Below are 21,831 nucleotides of genomic sequence, written 5' to 3' on the forward strand. Positions count from 1 at the left end.
CAAATTAATGTAAACGTTTCCAAAGACCAAATATTTATGGTTGATCTAGAAGCTGGGTTTACTAGAGTTAAAAAAACAATGAAGTTTACTGACTTTATGGATTGGATTATTCAGGAAAAAACAACTGACGAATACTATTATCTCGTCGAAAGTCCAATGAAAATCACCTTTCCCGAACTACTCCCAGATATTGAAGTTCCAGATTACATTGATAAAAAGTTATTACAAGTTACAAATCTCTGGATAGGTACTGGTGGTAATATCTCACCGTTACATCACGACCTGTCAGAAAATTTGTTATCTCAGGTACGTGGTCGAAAGCGGATTTTGCTGTTTGAACCAAAACAAACTTCTCTACTATATCCTTTTCCCGCACATTCAAAAATACTAAACATGAGTCAATTAATAAATATTGACAAGCCCGACATTGATAAATTTCCTAACTTTCAAAAATCAAAATATATTGAGTGTCTGCTGGAACCAGGTGAAATGCTTTTTATTCCAGCTTTTTGGTGGCATCAAGTTTACTCTCTTGATCGGCTAAATATTTCTATTAATTTCTGGTGGAAGGCAGATTTTAAAGAGTATTTTTGCTCACCTGGAAGGCGATATTTAGCACAGATACCTGGTCTGATTTGGCAAACTCTCAAGAATTTTGTAGTACGAAGGTCTCACAACTCTGGAGAAAAAATAAATTAGCCGAACTTAAACAAAAAAAGAGAGAAAAATCGGGTATTATTTTTGAAGGGCATATGTTTAACATCAAAAAAACATCCCGATTAAAAAGATATATTTACTTTATAAATACAGTATAGTCTTAGTAGAAAAAATGGGGATAAATCATACTTGACTTATGTGCAAGATTAAGTGAGATGGCAGCAATAGTGCTGAAAAAATATCGAGAAACAAGCCTTATGTTTCAAGGCTTGAAAATTAACTGAATCTGCGAATTCAAGAACGTCTATTATTGATTCACTCATCAAAGCAGTCTATGGACAAGGGTATGAGTAACAACTTAAATTCAGCAAATTTGCTTAACTGCACTACTTTAGTTGACATTTTACGTTACAGAGCGCTCTACCAACCAGATAAGCTAGCTTATACTTTTTTGGGAGGCGGAGAAACAGAAGAAGTCAGCTTAACTTATCAACAGTTAGACGAAAAAGCACGAGCCATTGCTGTTCAGCTTCAAACCATGAAAGCCACAGGTGAACGGGCTTTGCTACTCTACCCACCAGGACTGGAATTTATTGCTGCTTTTTTCGGGTGTTTATATGCAGGGGTTGTGGCTGTTCCTATGTATCCACCTCGACGCAATCAGCGCATGACACGGTTGCAAAGTATTGTGAAAGACTCACAGGCAACTCTTGCCCTCACTACAAAATCTGTATTGACTAATATTGAACAAAGCTTTTCAGAAGAACCACAACTAGCAGCAATACAAAGCATAGCAACCGACAATATTGCCAGTAACATTGGTCTGGATTGGCAGACTCCGACGTTGTGGAATAACACACTGGCGTTCCTCCAGTACACTTCGGGTTCTACAGGGACACCCAAAGGGGTGATGGTAAGTCATGGGAATTTGCTGCACAACGAGGAAATGATTAAAAAGGCATTCCAACACACAGAAGAAAGTATATTTGTAGGTTGGTTGCCCTTATTCCATGACATGGGACTGATTGGGAATGTGTTACAGCCTTTGTATTTAGGCATACCAAGTTATCTATTATCACCCGGAGAATTTATCCAGAGACCTTTGCGCTGGCTAAAGGCAATTTCCCGCTACAAAGCAACCACCAGTGGTGGACCTAACTTTGCTTATGACCTGTGTATTGACAAGATTACGCCAGAACAACTCCAGAGTCTTGACTTGAGTAGTTGGGAAGTTGCTTTCAATGGATCTGAACCCATTCGATCCATGACTCTGGAGCGATTTGCTGATACTTTTGCTCCTTGCGGCTTCCGCAAAGAGGCATTTTACCCTTGCTACGGAATGGCTGAAGCGACCTTAATTATTTCTGGGGGTTTGAAAACAGCTTCACCGATTGTCCTCCAAGTCGAGGGAGCAGCACTGGAGCAAAACCGAGTGGTAGTGGCTGCGGGTCAACAAGAGGGGAACCGAGCAATCGTTGGTGTTGGCAAGAGTTGGCTCGACCAGAAAATTGCGATCGCTGATCCCAAATCTTTAACTGAGTGTCCTGCTGACCAAGTGGGAGAGATTTGGGTGCAAGGTTCAAGTGTAACCATTGGCTATTGGAATCGACCAGAAGAAACAAAAAAGACTTTTAATGCTTACCCCGCAGATACAACCGAAGAAAGTCCAAGACAATTTCTGCGTACTGGGGACTTGGGATTTTTGCACAATGGTGAGTTGTTCATTACAGGGCGACTCAAAGATATAATAATTATCCGGGGTCGCAATCATTATCCCCAGGATATTGAACTGACAGTGGAGCAAAGCCATCCGGCACTAAAACCAGGTTCCGGTGCGGCGTTTGAAATTCTCTTTGATGGCTCTGAACAATTGGTAGTTGTTCAAGAAGTCGAGCGGAGTTACTTGCGGAAACTAAATGTCGAAGAGGTGGTTGAGGCTATCCAGACTGCCGTATCGATACAGCACGAGCTACAAGTTTATGCTGTTGTGCTGCTCAAAACAGGCAGTCTTCCCAAGACTTCAAGTGGGAAAATTCAGCGCCATGCTTGTCGAAGAGAATTTTTGGCTGGAACTTTGAATAGTTTGCATACTGCGACCAACTCTCAACCCAAAAGTCAAGGAGAACCGCATGAATTGTTGTTGCAAAATTCTTTTTCCTCACTTCCGGACGCCCTCCCTCCTTCCCAGACGCCCTCCCCTTCTCACTCACCGAGTTCGTTTACAGCATCTAGCACTCAGAGCGAATTAGAAAAGTCTTCTAGTCAAATTGAGACACAAGTCAGACACAGGTTGTTACTTGATTGGCTCCAAGAAACCATTGTGCAGCAAATTGCTAACTCTATGGGGAAAAAGCCTAGCCTGGTTTCTCTTAATAAAAGCTTTCATAGCCTTGGTATCGATTCCCTCAAAGCTCTAGAAATTATAGAAACTTTGGGGACAAATTTTGATATTTCTCTTTCTCCCACTTTACTCTTTGAATATCCTACGCCTGCCGAACTCAGCCAGTATCTGGTTCAAATGTTTGGAACGAAATTAGAGAAATATATGTTACCTAACTGGAAATCTTCTAAATCATTTGACCTGATTCCTCAGCAACAATCAGCTGTTTCCAGTTCAGCTAACCAGTTAGGTTCATCTGCCCTTGAGGATATTGCTGTCATTGGCATGGGTTGCCGTTTTCCTCAATCGCCAGACTTGGAATCGTTTTGGAAACTCCTGCGTGAAGGCAAAAGCGCAATCAGTGAAATACCCAGCATCCGGTGGGATTGGCAGGATTGGTATGATGATGATCCTCAAGCAGCTAACAAGACATATTCCCGATGGGGAGGATTCATTGATGGTATTGATCAATTTGATCCTCTTTTCTTTCAAATCTCACCTAGAGAAGCCCAATTGATGGATCCGCAACAACGGATCTTTTTGGAAGTGGCTTGGGAGACTTTGGAAAACGCCGGGTACTCAGCAGAAAGATTGGCTCAGACTCAGGTGGGTGTTTTTGTTGGGTGTAGCAATAACGGATATTATCAACGTATCGCGCCTGCTTTAAATTCATCAGATTACAGTGCAGGAATCGGCAATCAAAATGCTATGATTGCTAACCGTGTATCGTTCTTGCTCAACCTTCGTGGTCCTTCGGTTTTAGTGGATACAATGTGTTCCTCGTCGCTTGTGGCGTTGCACATGGCGTGTCAAAGCTTGCGCCAAGGAGAATGTACCACGGCTTTAGCTGGAGGAGTGAATATCTTGTTGTCCCCAGAATACTATGTTGCCATGAGCCGCATGAAGATGCATTCACCCGATGGACGCTGCTTAACCTTTGATCGTCGAGCTAATGGGATTGTCTTAGGAGAAGGGGCAGGGGCGGTACTGCTTAAACCTCTGAGTCGAGCTTTAAAGGATGGGGATAGAGTTTATGCGGTGATTAAGGGGACTGCAGTTAATCATGATGGTCGGACAAACGGGCTAACAGCTCCGAATCCACGCTCTCAGACTGAGGTGATTTGTCAAGCTTTGGAGGCGGGCAGTTTATCAGCAGACGAAATTTCTTACGTAGAAGCTCATGGCACTGGTACTTCCTTAGGAGATCCAATTGAAGTTGAAGGGTTGACGAAGGCTTTTCGCAAATTCACAGAGCGCAAACAGTTTTGTAAGATTGGTTCTGTTAAGACAAATATTGGGCATTTAGAATGTGCTGCCGGAATTGCTCAGGTGATCAAAGTTATTTTGGCTATTCAACATAAACAAATACCCCCAAGTCTGCACTTTGAAAAGTCGAATCCGCTGATTCCATTTGAAGAAACACCGTTTCAGGTGAATGCAAAGTTGTGTGCCTGGGAATCTATTGGCTTGCGAAGAGCCGGGATTAGTTCTTTTGGTATAGGTGGTACTAACGCCCATATCATTATAGAAGAAGCGCTAACATCATCGCCTGTAACAACAGCAGTTGAGCGTCCAGAGCATCTGCTGACTCTATCAGCGAAAACAGAAAAGGCGCTATTTGAGTTAGCAACTCGGTATCAGACATATCTAACCGCCAATCCAGCTTTAGCTTTAGGAGATATTTGCTTTACAGCAAACACTGGACGCGAGCATTTCCAAAATCGGTTGAGTGTAGTCGTCTCGAACATTCCCCAATTGTGTGAAAAACTAGCTGCCTTTACAACTGAGCAGGAAGTTTTAGGGACCCAAACAGGGCGGATACAAGAGAACACTCAGCCAAAGATAGCATTTTTATTCACCGGACAAGGTTCTCAGTATCTGGGGATGGGACGCCAACTCTACGAAACCCAACCCAGTTTTCGCAAAACTCTAGATCGGTGTGATGAAATTCTCCAACCCTACCTGGGTGAGTCACTCCTAAAAGTCCTCTACTCTGAATCGGGAGACACTTCGCTTGTAAATCAAACCGCTTACACCCAACCTGCCCTATTCGCTCTAGAATATGCCCTAGCGCAGCTTTGGAAATCCTGGGGTGTAGAAGCGACTGCGGTGATGGGTCATAGTCTTGGGGAGTATGTAGCCGCTTGTGTGGCGGGAGTTTTCAGCCTAGAGGATGGACTCAAGCTAGTTGCCCAACGAGCACGCTTGATGCAAAATCTGCCACAAAGGGGAGAGATGGTGGCAGTGTTTGCAACAGAGGCAGCTATTCGTGCGGTGACGGACATTGATGTCTCGAAAGTGGCAATTGCTGCCGACAATGGACCTGACAATACGGTGATTTCTGGAGAGCACCAGGCAGTGCGAGAAATTTGTACTGTCCTTGAAGTTGCGGGAATTGAGACGAAAAAGCTTGTAACTTCCCATGCCTTTCACTCCCCACTGATGGAGCCAATACTGGCAGAATTCCGTCAAGTGGCTGCCAGTGTTACCTACCTAGCTCCCCAAATTGACATCATTTCTAACGTCACAGGAAAGCGATTATCTGGTGAAAGCATCAATTGTGAATATTGGTGTCACCATTTACGCTCAAGAGTCGAATTTGCTAAGAGTCTGCAAACGCTTCACTGTGAAGGTTATGAAATATTTGTAGAAATCGGATCAAAACCAACATTGTTGGGAATGGGGCGCAAATGTCTGCCCAAGGGGGATCAAGTTTGGCTACCTAGTTTGCGACCAGAGCACCGGGATTGGCAGCAAATACTCCAGAGTTTAGGGGAACTATATGTACGTGGGGTGCGAGTAGACTGGTCTGGTTTTGACCGTGATTATTCTCGTTATCTTGTCCAATTGCCGACTTATCCTTTTCAGCGAAAACATTATTGGATTCCAGAACAAGAGATCACAATAGATGGAAAACAATTTGGTGCAAAAGTGAATGCAAAAGTATCTGATCCCCAATTAGACGGTTTGTCTAAAAGACATCGGCGGGATATAATCCTTTTAAAATTGCATTCCATCACAACGGATTTGTTAAAAGCGCTTCCATCTGAAGTTGATGTTCATACTCCATTCCTGGAAATGGGGGCTGATTCGCTTATGCTAATTGATGCTATAGGCTACGTAGAAATCACTTATGGTATCAAAATCACCATTCGTCAATTATTTGAAGAACTGTCAACCATTGATGCTTTAGCGTCCTACATAGATCAGATTTTGCCCCCTGAGCAGACGAGCACAGATTCACAAGCACTTGAGCCTGAATATGAAGCACAACAGTCAACTCAACACAGCACTGCTAGTAGGTTTGCTGAACCTACGAGGTATGACAAACTGGGTAGGGAGGAGAGCGCAACGCTACCTGAAACAGCGATCGAAAGAATCATGAAGCACCAGCTCCAAGTTGTGTCCCAGATTGTATCTCAGCAGTTGGAAGTTTTACGCGACAACGGCTTGTCTCCAGAGAGTTTGTCTTAATCGCAGAACGGACACTCTCAATCGGTTCACCAAACAGCACCATCTCCTGTTCACTCTTCCAAAAAAACACAATATAGCCAAGTCCCAAAAGAAACATCTTCCTGTATGAAATTTTGTGAGGGAAAGTGAGAACCCCGTGCTTTTAAGCCCAGATTCCGCACCCGAAAGTGTCACATGAATAATTGTTCTAATTTTTGGCTCTGATTTTTGATAATTTGAGTTGAAATGCAGTTTCACTCAACAACCTTTTAAGGGAATCGGTTAATACTATAGGCACTATTTCCCACACTCAAAAACCCAGTTATTATTTAAGTTATTAGGACTTATGCACGCTCTCAAATAGGACATCATGTGTATAAATCGAATTTAGTCGTTCCAGGATGGATGACAATCACCAAAATATGGGTAGCGATCGCCAAAATAGCATCAAAAAATCAGGTTTTAATGCCTGAAATTCATACTTCATATTTGGTATATTCTGTCAATGTGTAAGTCCTAGTTACGAGAAAAAGGGGGTGAAGCCCCTTCACCTCCTTATACTGATTATTATTGTTTATGTAATAATTTATTTTCTGGAAGTCCTTAATAGAAACTAAGTGATATACTGAATTTAGAAAAATTGTGACTATTCCTGATAATTAACAGACGGTAAGGATATGCTCCAGTCTCATTACACCTGAACAAGCTATTCACAAAGGTATTGAGAGCTTATTGCATAAGGGACTAGAAATTGTTAGGTTAGATCTTATGGGTACTTGAAATGAAAAGACAAGAAGTTGGTACAAAGCTATCTGGTGTGGAATTGGATGTATCTTCTAAAAAAACCCGGCGAGATAATATCCTTTCAAAATTACATACAAACGCTACAGATTTGTTAAAAGCAGAGCCGTATGAAGTCAATATTTATACTCCTTTTGTAGAGATGGGTGTGGACTCACTTGTATTGATTGATATTATAAGTTTTGTAGAAATTACTTATGGTATAAAAATAAATCTGCGTCAATTATTTGAAGAACTGACGACCCTAGATGCTTTAGCCTCTTATATCGATCAAAGTTTGCCTCCAGAGGAGACTCCAGCAGATTTACAATCTCTCAACTCACAGCCACAGAAACAACAGCAACAGCTAGCTCAATTGACCACTCCAGCAATCTCCGTTCCTAGCAACTCTGAAATACCAAATAGCAACGAGAGTCTACAGGTAACGGAAACAACGCTCACAAGCATTATGACACAGCAGCTCCAAGTTGTATCCCAAGTGATATCTCAGCAACTGGAGATCCTGCACAGCAACAGTTCATCTTCAAGAAGTTTATTGTCATCCCAGAAGAGACAGTCTCAACCAGCAGATCAAGTAAAAGTGTCTGCAGATCATTTTCCGAAGAAAACGCAACAGAACCGAGTTTCAGAAAAAGACTTCGCAAGTGCTAAAATATCTTCATTACCCTCTCAAGTTCCACCACCCTCAACAAACGAACTAAACGAACAGCAAAAACAGCATTTGCAACTATTTATTACAAATTATAATAAGCGCACTCAAAAATCAAAGCAACGAGCACAAACCTATCGGTCAGTTCTAGCTGATAGCAGGTCTGTGGCAGGATTCCGCCCTTCTACCAAAGAACTAGTTTATGCGATTGTTGGAGAGCGATCGCGAGGTGCTAGATTCTGGGACATAGACGGTAACGAGTATGTAGACATCACAATGGGATTTGGCGTGCTTCTTTTTGGTCATGCTCCACCATTTATTACTGCCGCTCGAGAAGAACAGAGTCAGCAAGGCATAGAAATTGGTCCCCAATCAAATTATGCGCCAGAAGTAGCACAGCTGATTTGTGAACTGACAGGTATGGAGCGAGTCGCCTTTTGTAATTCAGGCACAGAAGCTGTCATGACAGCGTTACGTCTAGCACGTACAGCAACAGGTCGGACTAAAATTGCTCTATTTACTGGTTCCTATCATGGTCATTTTGATGGAGTCTTAGCTAAAGCATTGCCAGGTCAGTTTTCTGGTACACCAATGGCTCCAGGAATATCTCAACATACAGTAGCGGATGTTCTAGTACTGAATTACGGAGATCCTAAATCCATTGACATTATACAAGCTCATGCTCATGAGTTGGCTGCTGTGTTAGTTGAGCCTGTGCAGAGCCGCCAACCCGATTTACAGCCAAAGGAATTTTTACAAAAATTACGGCAATTAACAGCTACAGAAAATATAGCACTTATCTTTGATGAGGTACTTGTAGGTTTTCGCATTCATCCTGGTGGTGCACAGGCGTGGTTTGGTGTTGAAGCAGACATCGCTACCTATGGCAAGATTGTCGGTGGAGGAATGCCAATTGGGGTTGTAGCTGGTAAAGCAACCTACATGGATGGAATCGATGGTGGCGTGTGGAATTATGGAGACGCTTCCTATCCATTAGCAGAAAAGACTGTTTTTGCTGGCACCTTTAATAAAAACCATATGGGTATGGCTGTAGCACGAGCTGTACTTCAGCATCTCAAAGACCAAGGTCCTGCTCTTCAGGAGCAGTTAAACCAGCGTACATTACAGTTTGTTACAACATTAAACACTTACTTTGAACAAGAAGATGTACCCATCCGGGTTATACATTTTGGTTCCTTATTTCGCTTTGTCTTTTCAGGAAATTTGGACTTATTCTTTTATCACTTGTTGTTCAGAGGTGTCTATATATGGGAAGGGCGTAACTGTTTCCTTTCTTGTGCTCATACCGATGAAGATATCGATTATGTTATTCAGGCAGTCAAGGATAGCATAGAAGCGCTGCGAGCAGGAGGTTTTTTAGTCAAACCTTCGATAACAAAGCAACTTGAAAATATTGTCCAATCCTCTGTTGCAGTTGATGACATTCAGACACTACGGGAAAATCTATCAAAACTGCAAGCACCACCCTTAATAGCAGTAGCAAGAAATACAAATTTACCATTGTCTCTTGCTCAAGAACGGTTATGGTTCCTGAACCAGTTTGATTCAAACAGTCCCCTTTATAACATTCCTGCAGCGGTGCGTCTTCAAGGTCAATTAAAAGTGACTGCTTTAGAGCAAAGCTTTAGGGAAATCATTCGCCGCCACGAGGCTTTACGCACTAACTTCATTACACAAGATGGGCAGCTACTTCAAATCATTCACCCTGTCCTTTCTTGGACAATGTCAGTTATAGATTTGCAACATTTGTCAGAGAGCGATCAAGAAATCGAAAGTCAACAATTAGCAACAATAGAAGCACAGCGCCCTTTTGATTTAGCGCAGGAACCGTTAGTACGTGCTACCTTAATCAAACTATCTAATACAGACCATATATTGCTACTGACAATGCACCACATTGTCTCTGATGGTTGGTCAATGGGCATAATTGTGAAAGAGTTAGCAGCATTATACTCAGCCTTCATTGAAAATCAGCCTTCACCACTACCAGAACTCCCCATCCAGTATGTTGACTTTGCAGTGTGGCAACGACAGTGGCTACAAGGTGATGTACTTCAATCCCAATTAGCTTACTGGAAACAACATCTTGATGGTGCAACAACTGTATTATCATTGCCCACTGACCGACCAAGACCTGCTGTACAAACTCCGCGAGGTGCACATCAATCCTTCGCATTGTCTAATGAGTTAAGCAAGGCGCTTAAGTTGCTGAGTAGGCGAGAAGGGGTTTCCCTGTTTATGACACTGTTGGCAGCATTTAATACTTTGCTTTACCGTTATACAGGACAGGCTGATATTTTAGTAGGTTCTCCTATTGCTAATCGAAATCGCCGTGAAATTCAAGGATTGATTGGTTATTTTCTCAACATTTTACTGCTCCGCACTGATATGTCAGAAAACCCAAGTTTTCATGAATTGCTACAGCGAGTGCGGAAAGTGGCGCTTGAAGCTTACGATCATCAAGATGTGCCTTTTGAGGAGTTGATCCAGGCATTACAGCCAGTACGAGACTTAAGCCACACACCACTGATCCAAGTCATGTTCATTCTCGATCAGGCTATCCCCACTAGGTCGATGAAGTTTTATGACTTAACTTGGAGTGTAATCTCGGTAGAGAATTTCACATCTAAGTTAGATTTGACTTTAACTTTAGAAAACAGTCCTCAAGGATTAGTAGGGTTATGGGAATACAATACTGATTTGTTTGATGCCAGTACCATAGAGCGGATGACAGGACATTTTCAAACGCTACTGACAGAAATTGTTGCCAATCCCAACCAGCACTTATTAGAAATTGATATCCTAACGAAATCAGAAAAAAATCAATTATTAGAAAAATTTAATAACAATACCAGAAACTATCCTGTGACTGAAACAATTCATAGATTGTTTGAAGAACAGGTTAAGCAAACTCCAAATAAAATTGCTGTAGAGTTTCAAGAGATTCAGTTGACATACCAAAAGCTTAATGAAAAAGCTAATCAAATAGCTAGATTTTTACAGCATTTAGGAGTAAAAGAAGGAGAATTTGTCGGTATTTTAAAGCGGAGAGAAGCAGATTTTTTAGTCGCAATTATTGCAATATTAAAAGCAGGTGGAGTCTATGTACCCTTAGATCCATCCTATCCCCAAGAAAGAATCAAATATATGTTAGTGAATAGCAAAATTGAGATTCTTTTTTCGGAATATTCTTGCGTAGAAAAAAATCAGGACTTATTTCAAGATTGTTGCGAATTGAAGGAGATAATTTGCTTACATAGCGAATCAATTCAAATAAATTATGTCACCTTACCTGAAGATATTCACTTGCGTGAGGAATCAGAATTTGAACATTTTTCAAAAGAAAATTTAGATATAGAAGTTCAAGGAATTGAGCCAGCTTATATGATTTATACGTCTGGTTCAACAGGATTCCCTAAGGGAACGATCATTAGACATGGTGGAGCTATTAACCATATCTATGCACAGTATGAAGCACTGGAATTAACTGAAGATTTGAGATTTTTACAAAGTGCTCCAGTTTCTTCAGATATCTCAGTTTGGCAATTTCTCGCACCTGTATTGATTGGTGGCAAGACTGTTATCGTAGACACAGGAACTGTCTGTAACCCAGAAAAATTATTTTCAGTTATTCAAAAAGCAAGAATCACTATTGTTGAATTAGTACCAGTTGTTTTCGGTGGCTTAATCAATTATTTAGAGAAGCTATCAAGTGAGCAAAGAGCTTTACCCCACCTGAAGTGGATGATGGTTACAGGAGAAACTGTATCGGTAGACTCAGTAAATCGGTGGCTTAATCTACATTCCTCAATTAGCGTAATTAACGCTTATGGCCCAAGTGAAGCATCTGATGATATCAGTCAATATATTATTGACAAGCCTTTACTAGAAAATCAAAGAACATTACCAATTGGTAAGCCCTTAGCTAATCTAAATATTTATATTCTCTCAGAAAAAATGCAATTAGTACCAATTGGAGTACCAGGGGAAATTTGTGTTTCAGGGTATGGGGTAGGTTTAGGGTACTGGCAAAATGAACTGTTAACTCGCTTAAACTTTATTCCAAATCCCTTTTCTAGTACAGCTAAACCATTGCCAGGAACTGATGGAGATATCCTCTACAAAACAGGAGATTTAGGGAGATGGCTACCAGATGGAAGCATTGAATTTTTGGGGCGAATTGATCACCAAGTAAAACTTCGGGGATTCCGTATTGAATTAGGTGAAATTGAGGCAGTACTGAGTCAAGCGCCAAATGTGCGAGAAACTATAGTTATTGATCGAGAGGATACACCAGGACAGAAGCGTTTAGTGGCTTATATTGTTCCTCAACAACAAGGATTAAGTATCGGTCAATTACGAAGTTTTCTTAAAGATAAGCTACCAGAGTACATGATTCCCTCTGGTTTCGTAATGCTAGAAGCCATGCCACTGACTCCCAGTGGTAAAGTAGATCGCCATGCCCTACCAGTACCAGAGATGTTACTTAGTGAACGAGAAGGAAGTTTCGTTGCTCCACGAACTCCCACCGAAGAGATGCTAGCACTTATTTGGGCTGATGTTTTGGAAGTAGAGTATGTGGGTATTTATGACAACTTCTTTGAACTGGGAGGACACTCCCTACTAGCAACACAACTACTGTCACGGGTACGCACTGCCTTTAACTTAGAATTACCATTACGCAGTTTGTTTGAAGCTGCTACCATTGCCGACTTTGCTGAGTGCATTCAACAGTTGCAACACGATAGACCTAAACTTTTAGCTCCACCTTTGCAGGCGATCGCCACAGATAAAAATCTGCCATTGTCATTTGCACAACAACGGTTGTGGTTTTTAGAGCAATTAGAGCCAGATAATACAGCGTATAACATCCCAGGAGCAGTAAGTTTGAGTGGTCAGTTGCAAGTAAGTGCGCTAGAACAAAGTCTGAGGGAAATCATTCGCCGCCACAGAATTTTACACACCAACTTCATTACACTAGACGGTCAACCAGTTCAAATTATTCAGCCTGCTGATTCTTGGGCACTATCAATACTCGATTGGCAATATATACGCAAAAACGAACAAGAAATTGCCACTCAACAATTAATAACTCAAGAAGCACACCGTCCCTTTGACTTAGCAAAGGAATCGCTGATCAGAATGAGCTTATTGGTACTATCTCAGACAGAACATATATTGGTGTTTTGTATGCATCATATTGTTTCTGATGCATGGTCAATGGGTGTGTTCATTCAAGAGTTAGCAACACTGTACCGTGCTTTTGCTCAAGGTCAACCTTCACCGTTACCAGAATTAGCAATTCAGTATGCTGACTTTGCAGTGTGGCAACGTCAATGGTTGCAAGCAGATGTGCTTGAGTCGCAACTGAGTTATTGGCAAAAACAACTAGCAGATGCACCAGCTTTACTAGAATTGCCCACTGACCGACCCCGACCTGCTGTACAAACATTCCGAGGAGCCAACCAATCATTTGTACTCAGCAGCGAACTGACGCAAGCACTGAACTTACTGAGTCGGCGACAAGGAGTCACACTGTTCATGACGCTGTTAACAGCATATAACATCTTGCTCTATCGCTACACAGGGCAAAATGATATTGTCGTTGGTTCTCCAATTGCTAACCGTAACCGCAGTGAAATAGAAGGATTAATTGGCTTTTTTGTAAACACTTTAGTCCTTCGTACTGATGTATCAGGCAATCCCAGCTTTGAAGAGTTACTCAGGCGAGTGCGGGAAATGACGATGGATGCTTATGCTCACCAGGACTTGCCATTTGAACTTCTGGTCGAAGCACTACAGCCTGAACGTGGCTTGAGTTACACACCTCTTTTCCAGGTTGCATTTGTACTGCAGAATGCGCCTGTGCCAGAAATAGAGCTTCCTGGCTTAATTTTAAATCCATTAACAGTAGATACCACAACAGCTAAATTTGATCTAATTTTAACCTTCGAGAACACTGGTCAAGAATTAGTGGGATTGTGGGAGTACAATACTGACCTGTTTGAAGCCAGCACCATTGAGCGGATAACGGGACATTTGCAGACTTTACTGGCAGCAATTGTCGTCAATCCTCAGCAACGCCTTGCAGAGTTGCCCATACTTACCGCCTCTGAGCAACACCAACTGCTTGTGGAATGGAATGATACTCTCACTTCCTTCCCTCAAGACAAATGCATCCATCAATTGTTTGAGCAGCAGGTAACGCAAACCCCTGATGCTATGGCTGTTATCTTTGAAGACCAGCAACTTACTTACCAAGAATTAAACTGCCGTGCCAATCAATTGGCTCATTATCTTTCGAATCTAGGTGTTGGAGCAAATGTGTTAGTTGGTTTGTGTGTAGAACGTTCTTTAGAGATGATTGTAGGATTATTAGGTATCCTCAAAGCTGGTGGGGCGTACGTACCTCTTGATCCAACCTATCCTTTGGAACGTCTATCATTTATATTAGAAGACGTTCAATCGCCAGTACTGTTGACCCAAGAGCATCTCCTAGACGCACTACCTTCTTACTGGGCACAAGTAATTTGCTTAGATTCAGACTGGGATGAAATCACTAAATTTAGCCAAGAGAATCTTAACAATAGTCTAGTCCCAAGTTCCTTGGCGTATGTAATGTATACTTCAGGATCAACAGGAACACCTAAAGGGGTAGCAGTCTCTCATCAAGCTATCAATCGACTAGTTTTAAATACCAACTACATCCAGCTAGAACCGGAAGACCGAGTTGCTCAAGCTGCAAAGGCTGTTTTTGATGCTGCTACCTTTGAAATTTGGGGCGCACTTCTGCATGGGGCAAAACTGGTAGGAATAACTCAGGATGTTGTCCTTTCACCTCAAGAATTTGCTACACAGCTTTACCAAGAACAAATTAGTGTTTTGTTCTTGACAACAGCCTTATTCAATCAGTTAGTCAGCCTTGTCCCCCACACATTTAATTCTTTAAAATATCTGCTGTTTGGTGGCGAAGCTGTTGATCCTGGAACAGTCAAACAAGTACTTGAAAATGGTGGGCCACAGCAATTACTACATGTGTATGGACCCACTGAGAGTACAACCTTTACTTCTTGGTATTGTGTCAAAAATGTATCAGCAACAGCTACAACTATCCCTATTGGTCGTCCCCTCTCGAACACACAAATCTATCTGCTGGATCAAAATCTAAAACCAGTGCCAATAGGTGTACCTGGAGAATTGTATATTGGTGGTGCGGGACTGGCACGAGGCTATCTCAATCGCCCAGAATTAACAACAGAAAAATTTATCCCCAACCCCTTTAGTGATGACCCACATGCAAAGTTGTACAAAACTGGTGATTTGGCACGTTATTTGCCAGATGGTAATATTGAGTACCTAGAACGCATCGATCAACAAGTTAAAATTCGCGGTTTCCGTATCGAATTAGGTGAAGTTGAGGCTATTGTGTGCCAACATGCCAATGTCCTCTCCGCAGTGGTCATCGTTCGTGAAGATACTCCCGGTAATAAACGCTTAGTTGCCTATCTTGTCCCTGATTCACAGCAACCACCTACTATTGGGGAATTACGGCAATTCCTCCATACCAAGCTACCTGAGTACATGATTCCAACAGCATTTGTCATGCTAGAAACTCTACCACTCACTCCTAACGGTAAGGTAGACCGTCGTAGTTTACCTGCTCCTGATTCCCGTTCACAACTAGAAGTTAGCTTTGTTGCTCCCCGAAATTCCATTGAACAGATACTAGCTGATATCTGGGCTGATGTCTTGGGAGTCAAGGAAGTTGGCATTCACGACAACTTCTTTCAACTTGGTGGTGATTCTATACTTGGCCTTCAAATTATCGTTAGAGCAAATCAGGCAAAACTTCAGGTCAGTCTCAAACAACTATTTGCAAACCAGTCAATTGCTAATTTAGCAATAGTTGCAGGTACAACAGAGAGAATTCAAGCAGAACAAGGTTTGGTGACTGGAGCATTACCCTTGACGCCGATTCAACACTGGTTCTTTGAGCAAAATATGCCTGAACCACACCACTTTAACCAATCGGTTGTGTTGGAAGTACCAAAAGACGTAAAAGCAGATATCTTGGAGCAAGTATTGCAGCAATTGTTGAAACATCACGATGCCTTACGTCTAAGGTTTACGCATTCTGACTCAGGTTGGGAGCAAATTAACGCTGCTTTTGAAGAAACAGTGCTTTTGAGCATTGTAGATTTGTCAGAAATTTCGCTAGAAAAGCGACCAGCAGCTTTCGAGGCTACTGGCAACAGACTACAAGCAAGCCTCAACCTCTCTGCTGAACCGTTATTACGAGCAGCATTATTTGACTATGGTGTCAATCAATCAAATCGTTTATTGCTAATCATACATCACTTAGCAGTAGATGGTGTCTCCTGGCGGATTTTATTAGAGGACTTGCACACAGCTTACCAGCAGCTTAGTCGCGGGATAGCAATGCAACTACCTTCTAAGACATCTTCTTTCAAGGATTGGGCATTAAAGTTAACACAGTATGGGCATTCAGAATCACCAAAAGCTGAGTTTGAATATTGGTTGACTGAGGTTGGCACAGATATTACTCTTTTGCCAGTAGATTATCCTCTAGATCAACAGACTAATACCAGAGCGACAACCGCTTGTGTGTCGGTGTCTTTAAGTGCAGAACTGACTAATATACTACTCCAAGAAGTGCCTTCTGCTTACAACACTCAAATCAACGATGTACTGCTGACGGTTTTAGTGCAAAGCTTTGCACAGTGGACAGGACAGTATTCTTTACTAGTGGATCTTGAAGGACATGGACGAGAGGAAGTGTTTGAAGATATCGATTTGTCACGTACGGTAGGCTGGTTTACATCTGTATTTCCTATCCGCTTACAACTGGATAAGCAAAATCATCCAGGAGATGCGCTGAAGTCTATCAAAGAGCAACTGCGTCGTCTACCAAAACGGGGTATTGGTTATGGAATTCTAAGATATTTAAGTCAAAATGCAGAGCAATTGAGGGCTTTACCTCAAGCACAGGTGAGTTTTAACTACTTAGGGCAGTTTGCTCAGGAATTTTCTGCATCTGCTGCTATGTGGAAATTTGTGCAAGAGTCAGGGGGAGCAGACAATAGCCCTCTACAACATCGTAACTATCTACTTGAGCTGAATGCATTAGTGATCAATGGTAAATTACAACTAAATTGGACATACAATCAAAATTTTCATCAACAAAGTACTATTGAGCGTTTGGCTCAATGGTTTATGGCGGCTTTACAAACTCTGATTAGCCACTGCCAGTCTCCAGATACAGGCGGTTATACACCTTCAGATTTTCCTGAAGCTGAGTTGAGTCAAAAGGAACTTGAAGATATAATGTCTGCCTTCAATGTTTTTTAAATTTCTTTAATCCTGAGTTAAAAAATATTAAAAAGGTGTTTTTGCCATTAATTTTAGATTAAGTTACTAAGATACATTTACTGAAGTTTTCTATTTGATAATTTTTTTGAAAATGCGAGTGCATTGCCTTGACATCCTTGTTAACAGCTTTCCGAAGAGTTAGCAATTTAAAAATACTAAATCAATATCAAAAAAAATGAAAATGGAAACAAGAAAAATATACCTGAAACAAAACATAGTATTAGAACCTTTAATTAATAACTGGTACGCTTGGTCATATCTGATTCCACCTGTCACAGCTGCAATGTATGTAGTAAATTCGCATTTAAAAATAATGCGATCCTTTATAGCAGCACCTCAAGTACATATTTCTGCGCTTGATAATCCACAAATGATTGGAGGTCCATTTATTAATTATAATACCAGTAAAGTCGATAAAGTTAAGGCATTGATGGAAAAAACAATACAAGAGCAAGCTCAGATGCTAGAGTTAGCAGAAGCTATCAAAACTCTTGATAAAATGTTAGCGAATGAAGCTACCGGTTATTCTCTTGAACCCATATATCAGAATATACCTGAAATATTGAAGGGCTATGTTGAGTTGGTTTATGACTTAAATAATAATCCTTCAATTCGATTTATCGAGGGACTTTTGTATAAAAGTCAGTATTACAATCAATCAATGCAAAGTATTTCTCTTTCTTTAATTAACCAAGATGAGCGTCACTTTGTATTTAGTACTCCTAGGTTAGAGGATGATAGCTGCTTACGTCTAAATGTACCTTTTAGTTCTGAGATCATTGATGAATTGAGTAAACTGAAAAATTTTTCGGATTCATTTGGTAGTATCAAGGAAAAACTATGTCTTAAAGGTCAAGACGATAAGTTACTTGCATCTTTTTTTACAGAAGAAGTTCCACAAAAATTCCCTAAATATGATGGGAATGGTGTGAGAATTCGTTACTTTGGACATGCTTGTATTTTAATTGAGTCAAAGGATACTTGTATTTTGTGCGACCCAGTGATTAGCTATAAGTATGATAGCGGAATTAATCGTTATACTTATGCTGATTTGCCGGAGAGTATTGACTATATATTGATTACACACAATCATCAAGACCACTGCTTATTTGAAACTTTACTACAGTTACGTTATAAAACTAAAAATGTGATTGTTCCTAAAAATAATTGCGGAGTATTAGCTGATCCTTCTTTAAAATTAATCCTTCAAAATATAGGATTTAAAAAAGAAATAATTACAGAAGTTGATGACTTAGAAACTATTGACATTGAGGGAGGAATAATTACTAGTTTACCTTTTCTAGGAGAGCATGGAGATATAAATATTAAAAGTAAAAATGCCTATGTGATTAAGCTAAAAGAAAAGTCAATCTTAATTGGAGCCGACTCAAATAATATTGAACCTAAAATTTACGAACACATACATAATTTTCTGGAAAATGATATTGACATCCTATTTTTAGGAATGGAATGTGATGGTGGTCCATTAACTTGGTTATACGGTTCATTATTAACTAATCCATTAGTTAGAAAAATGGATCAATCAAGAAGACTTAATGGTTCAAATTATGAAAAAGCTATTGATATAGTTAACCGATTAAATCCTAAAGACGTTTATGTTTATGCAATGGGACAAGAGCCTTGGTTAACGTATATTACGTCTATTCGTTATACTGAAGAGTCTCGTCCAATCATTGAATCTAATAAATTAGTCAATGAGTGTATTATGAGAGGAATTAGAGCGGAAAGATTATTTGTTCAAAAAGAGATAATTTTAACATAGATTCTGACATTTAAACACTTAATATTTTGCTGAGACTGAGTTGAGTAAAAAGGAACTTGAAGTGATAATGTCTGCCTTCTGTGTTTATTAATCCTGAGTTGTATGAACAAGAACTCGACAAACTGATAGCAGAGATTAATCAAAAGTAGGAGTAACAATGACAAGCGGAAACAAACAAGACAACAACAAAAATATTGAATCAATCTATCCTCTGTCACCGATACAGCAGGGTATGTTGTTCCATACCGTTTATGCCCCAGAGTCAGGAGTATATTTTAATCAATGTATTTTTACTGTCCGTGGACATCTGAATGTATCAGCGTTTGAACATGCTTGGCAAGAAGCAGTAAAGCACTATCCAGTTTTACGTACTACTTTTGTTTGGGAGAAGCTTAATAAGCTGCTACAGATAGTTTGTAAGTCGGTAAATTTGCCTTGGGTTAACTATGATTGGCGGTCATTATCTCCTATTGAACAGCAAGATCACTTAGAAGCTTTTTTACAAGCAGATCGAGACCAGGGCTTTAAACTTAACCAAGCTCCATTGATGCACTGTGGCTTGATTCGTATAGCAGATGATACCTACCGTTTTGTTTGGAGCTTTCATCACATACTGCTTGATGGTTGGTCTTTGCCTTTAATAGTTAAGCAGGTTTTGGAGTGTTATCAAGCATTTTGTGATGGCAAAAAGTTCCAATATCAAGCAAGTACACCATACCGAAATTACATCACTTGGTTACAGAAGCAGGACTTAGCTCAATCCGAAAGGTTCTGGCGGCAAAAATTTCAAGGTTTCATTGCACCTACCCCCTTGATAGTAGATCGACCACTGACAAACTCCACACTAAGCCATCATAGTGAACAGCAAATTCAGTTAACAGTGGAAGCTACTACCGCCTTACAATCTTTAGCAAAACAGCATCAACTGACACTGAGTAATCTAGTACAAGGGGCATGGGCATTATTGCTAAATCGTTACAGTGGAGAGTCAGAAGTAGTCTTTGGTGTCACTATCTCCGGTCGTCCGCCATCGCTTGTGGGGGTAGAATTGATGGTAGGTCCACTGATCAACACTCTCCCACTGCGGGTATTAGTCTCTGGTGAAGAGAAACTGTTACCTTGGCTCAAGGATTTACAGGTTCAATTAGTTGAATGTGAGCAATATTCATATAGTCCACTGGTGGAAATTCAGAACTGGAGTGACATAGCTCCCGGAATGTCTCTGTTCGAAAGCATTGTTGTGTTTGAGAATTATCCCATAGATGAATCTTTGCAACAACAAATTAGCAGTTTAGAAATCTTCGATATTCGCTTCATTGAACAGACAAACTATCCCCTAACATTGGTAGTTGTCCCTGGTTCCCAATTATCTATCAGTATTGCTTATAATACCAGCCGCTTTGATGCTGATACAATTGACCGAATGCTTGGGCATTTGCAAACTTTACTAGAGGGGATGGTTGCCAATCCTCAACAACACCTTGCAGATTTGCCTATGCTCACAGCCTCTGAGCAACACCAACTGCTTGTGGAATGGAATGATACTTTCACACCTTATCCTCAAGAACAGTGTATTCATCATCTATTTGAAGCACAGGTAAAGAAAACCCCTGATGCAATAGCAATTGTCTTTGAAGAACAGCAACTTACATACCAAGAATTAAACTGCCGTGCGAATCAATTGGCGCACTACCTTTTGACTTTGAATGTGGGTGCTGATCTACCGATTGGTTTGTGCGTAGAACGCTCTTTAGAAATGATTGTAGGGCTTTTGGGGATTCTCAAAGCAGGTGGTGCTTATGTCCCCCTTGACCCCAATTATCCCCAAGAACGTTTGAGTTATATGTTAGCAGATTCACAATTACCAATACTTATAACTCAGCAGCAATTCTTAAAAAAACTTCCAGAACACCAAGCACAAACTATTTGTCTGGATACAGATTGGCAAACTTTTGTCCATCAGTCCTCAAATAATCCAGTTAGTTTTGTGACATCTCAAAACTTGTCTTACATAATTTATACCTCTGGCTCTACTGGCAGTCCCAAAGGGACTATGATTACCCATAGTGGTCTAGTGAATTATTTAAGCTGGTGTACAAAGAATTATCATGTTGTTGATGGGGAAGGAAGTGTTGTCAATTCTTCTATTAGCTTTGATGCAACTATTACCAGTTTATTTTCTCCTTTATTAGTAGGACGTAAGGTATTACTTTTATCAGAACAAGAAGAAATGACATCTCTCCAAGTGGCATTATCTTCTGGGAATAAGTTTAGTTTGGTGAAAATTACGCCAGCCCATTTAGAAATACTTAGCCATTTGTTAGCGGATGAGAAAGTAGAAATTCAAACCCAGGCATTGATCATTGGTGGGGAAGCTTTGACTGAGAAAGTAACTTCTTTTTGGCAAAGATATGCACCTCGGACTAGATTGATTAATGAATATGGTCCAACGGAAACAGTTGTAGGATGCTGTATTTATGAAGTTAACAAAAACACTTTTTCTGGAAGTAGTATTCCCATTGGTCGTCCCATAAGTAACACCCAGATATATATTTTAGATAAGCAGTTACAACCAGTACCCATAGGGGTACCAGGAGAATTATACATCGGAGGTGCTGGTGTTGCCAGAGGTTACCTGAACCGTCCAGAACTAACAACAGAAAAATTTATCCCCAATCCGTTTTCCGATGGCAAATC

At 40.7% G+C, this 21,831-nt stretch carries 6 protein-coding genes; all 6 read left to right on the forward strand.

Translation table 11 applies throughout. The features are described from left to right. On the forward strand, nt 1–699 hold a 699-nt coding region (locus tag OGM63_RS02945; protein ID WP_263744014.1), incomplete at its 5' end, for a cupin-like domain-containing protein. 304 nt (nt 700–1,003) lie between these two features. After that, a complete protein-coding gene (locus tag OGM63_RS02950) occupies nt 1,004–6,511 on the forward strand; it encodes a type I polyketide synthase (protein ID WP_263744015.1) in 5,508 nt (1,835 codons plus the stop codon). A gap of 351 nt (nt 6,512–6,862) precedes the next feature. Further along, entirely contained in the window at nt 6,863–7,003 is a 141-nt protein-coding gene (locus tag OGM63_RS02955) for a hypothetical protein (protein WP_263744016.1), read from the forward strand. Nucleotides 7,004–7,271: 268 nt separating this feature from the next. Continuing rightward, the gene (locus tag OGM63_RS02960; protein ID WP_263744017.1) at nt 7,272–17,330 is read left to right on the forward strand and encodes a non-ribosomal peptide synthetase; all 10,059 of its coding nucleotides are present in this window, start codon (nt 7,272–7,274) and stop codon (nt 17,328–17,330) included. A gap of 202 nt (nt 17,331–17,532) precedes the next feature. Next, nucleotides 17,533–19,134 carry an MBL fold metallo-hydrolase gene (locus tag OGM63_RS02965; RefSeq protein WP_263744018.1) on the forward strand — a complete coding sequence of 534 codons (1,602 nt, stop codon included), beginning with the start codon at nt 17,533–17,535 and terminating at the stop codon, nt 19,132–19,134. Nucleotides 19,135–19,291: 157 nt separating this feature from the next. Next, the coding region (locus tag OGM63_RS02970; RefSeq protein ID WP_263744019.1) for a non-ribosomal peptide synthetase at nt 19,292–21,831 on the forward strand (2,540 nt) is incomplete at its 3' end.

Source organism: Plectonema radiosum NIES-515, assembly GCF_025753815.1.
GTDB classification, from domain to species: domain Bacteria; phylum Cyanobacteriota; class Cyanobacteriia; order Cyanobacteriales; family Nostocaceae; genus Hassallia; species Hassallia radiosum_A.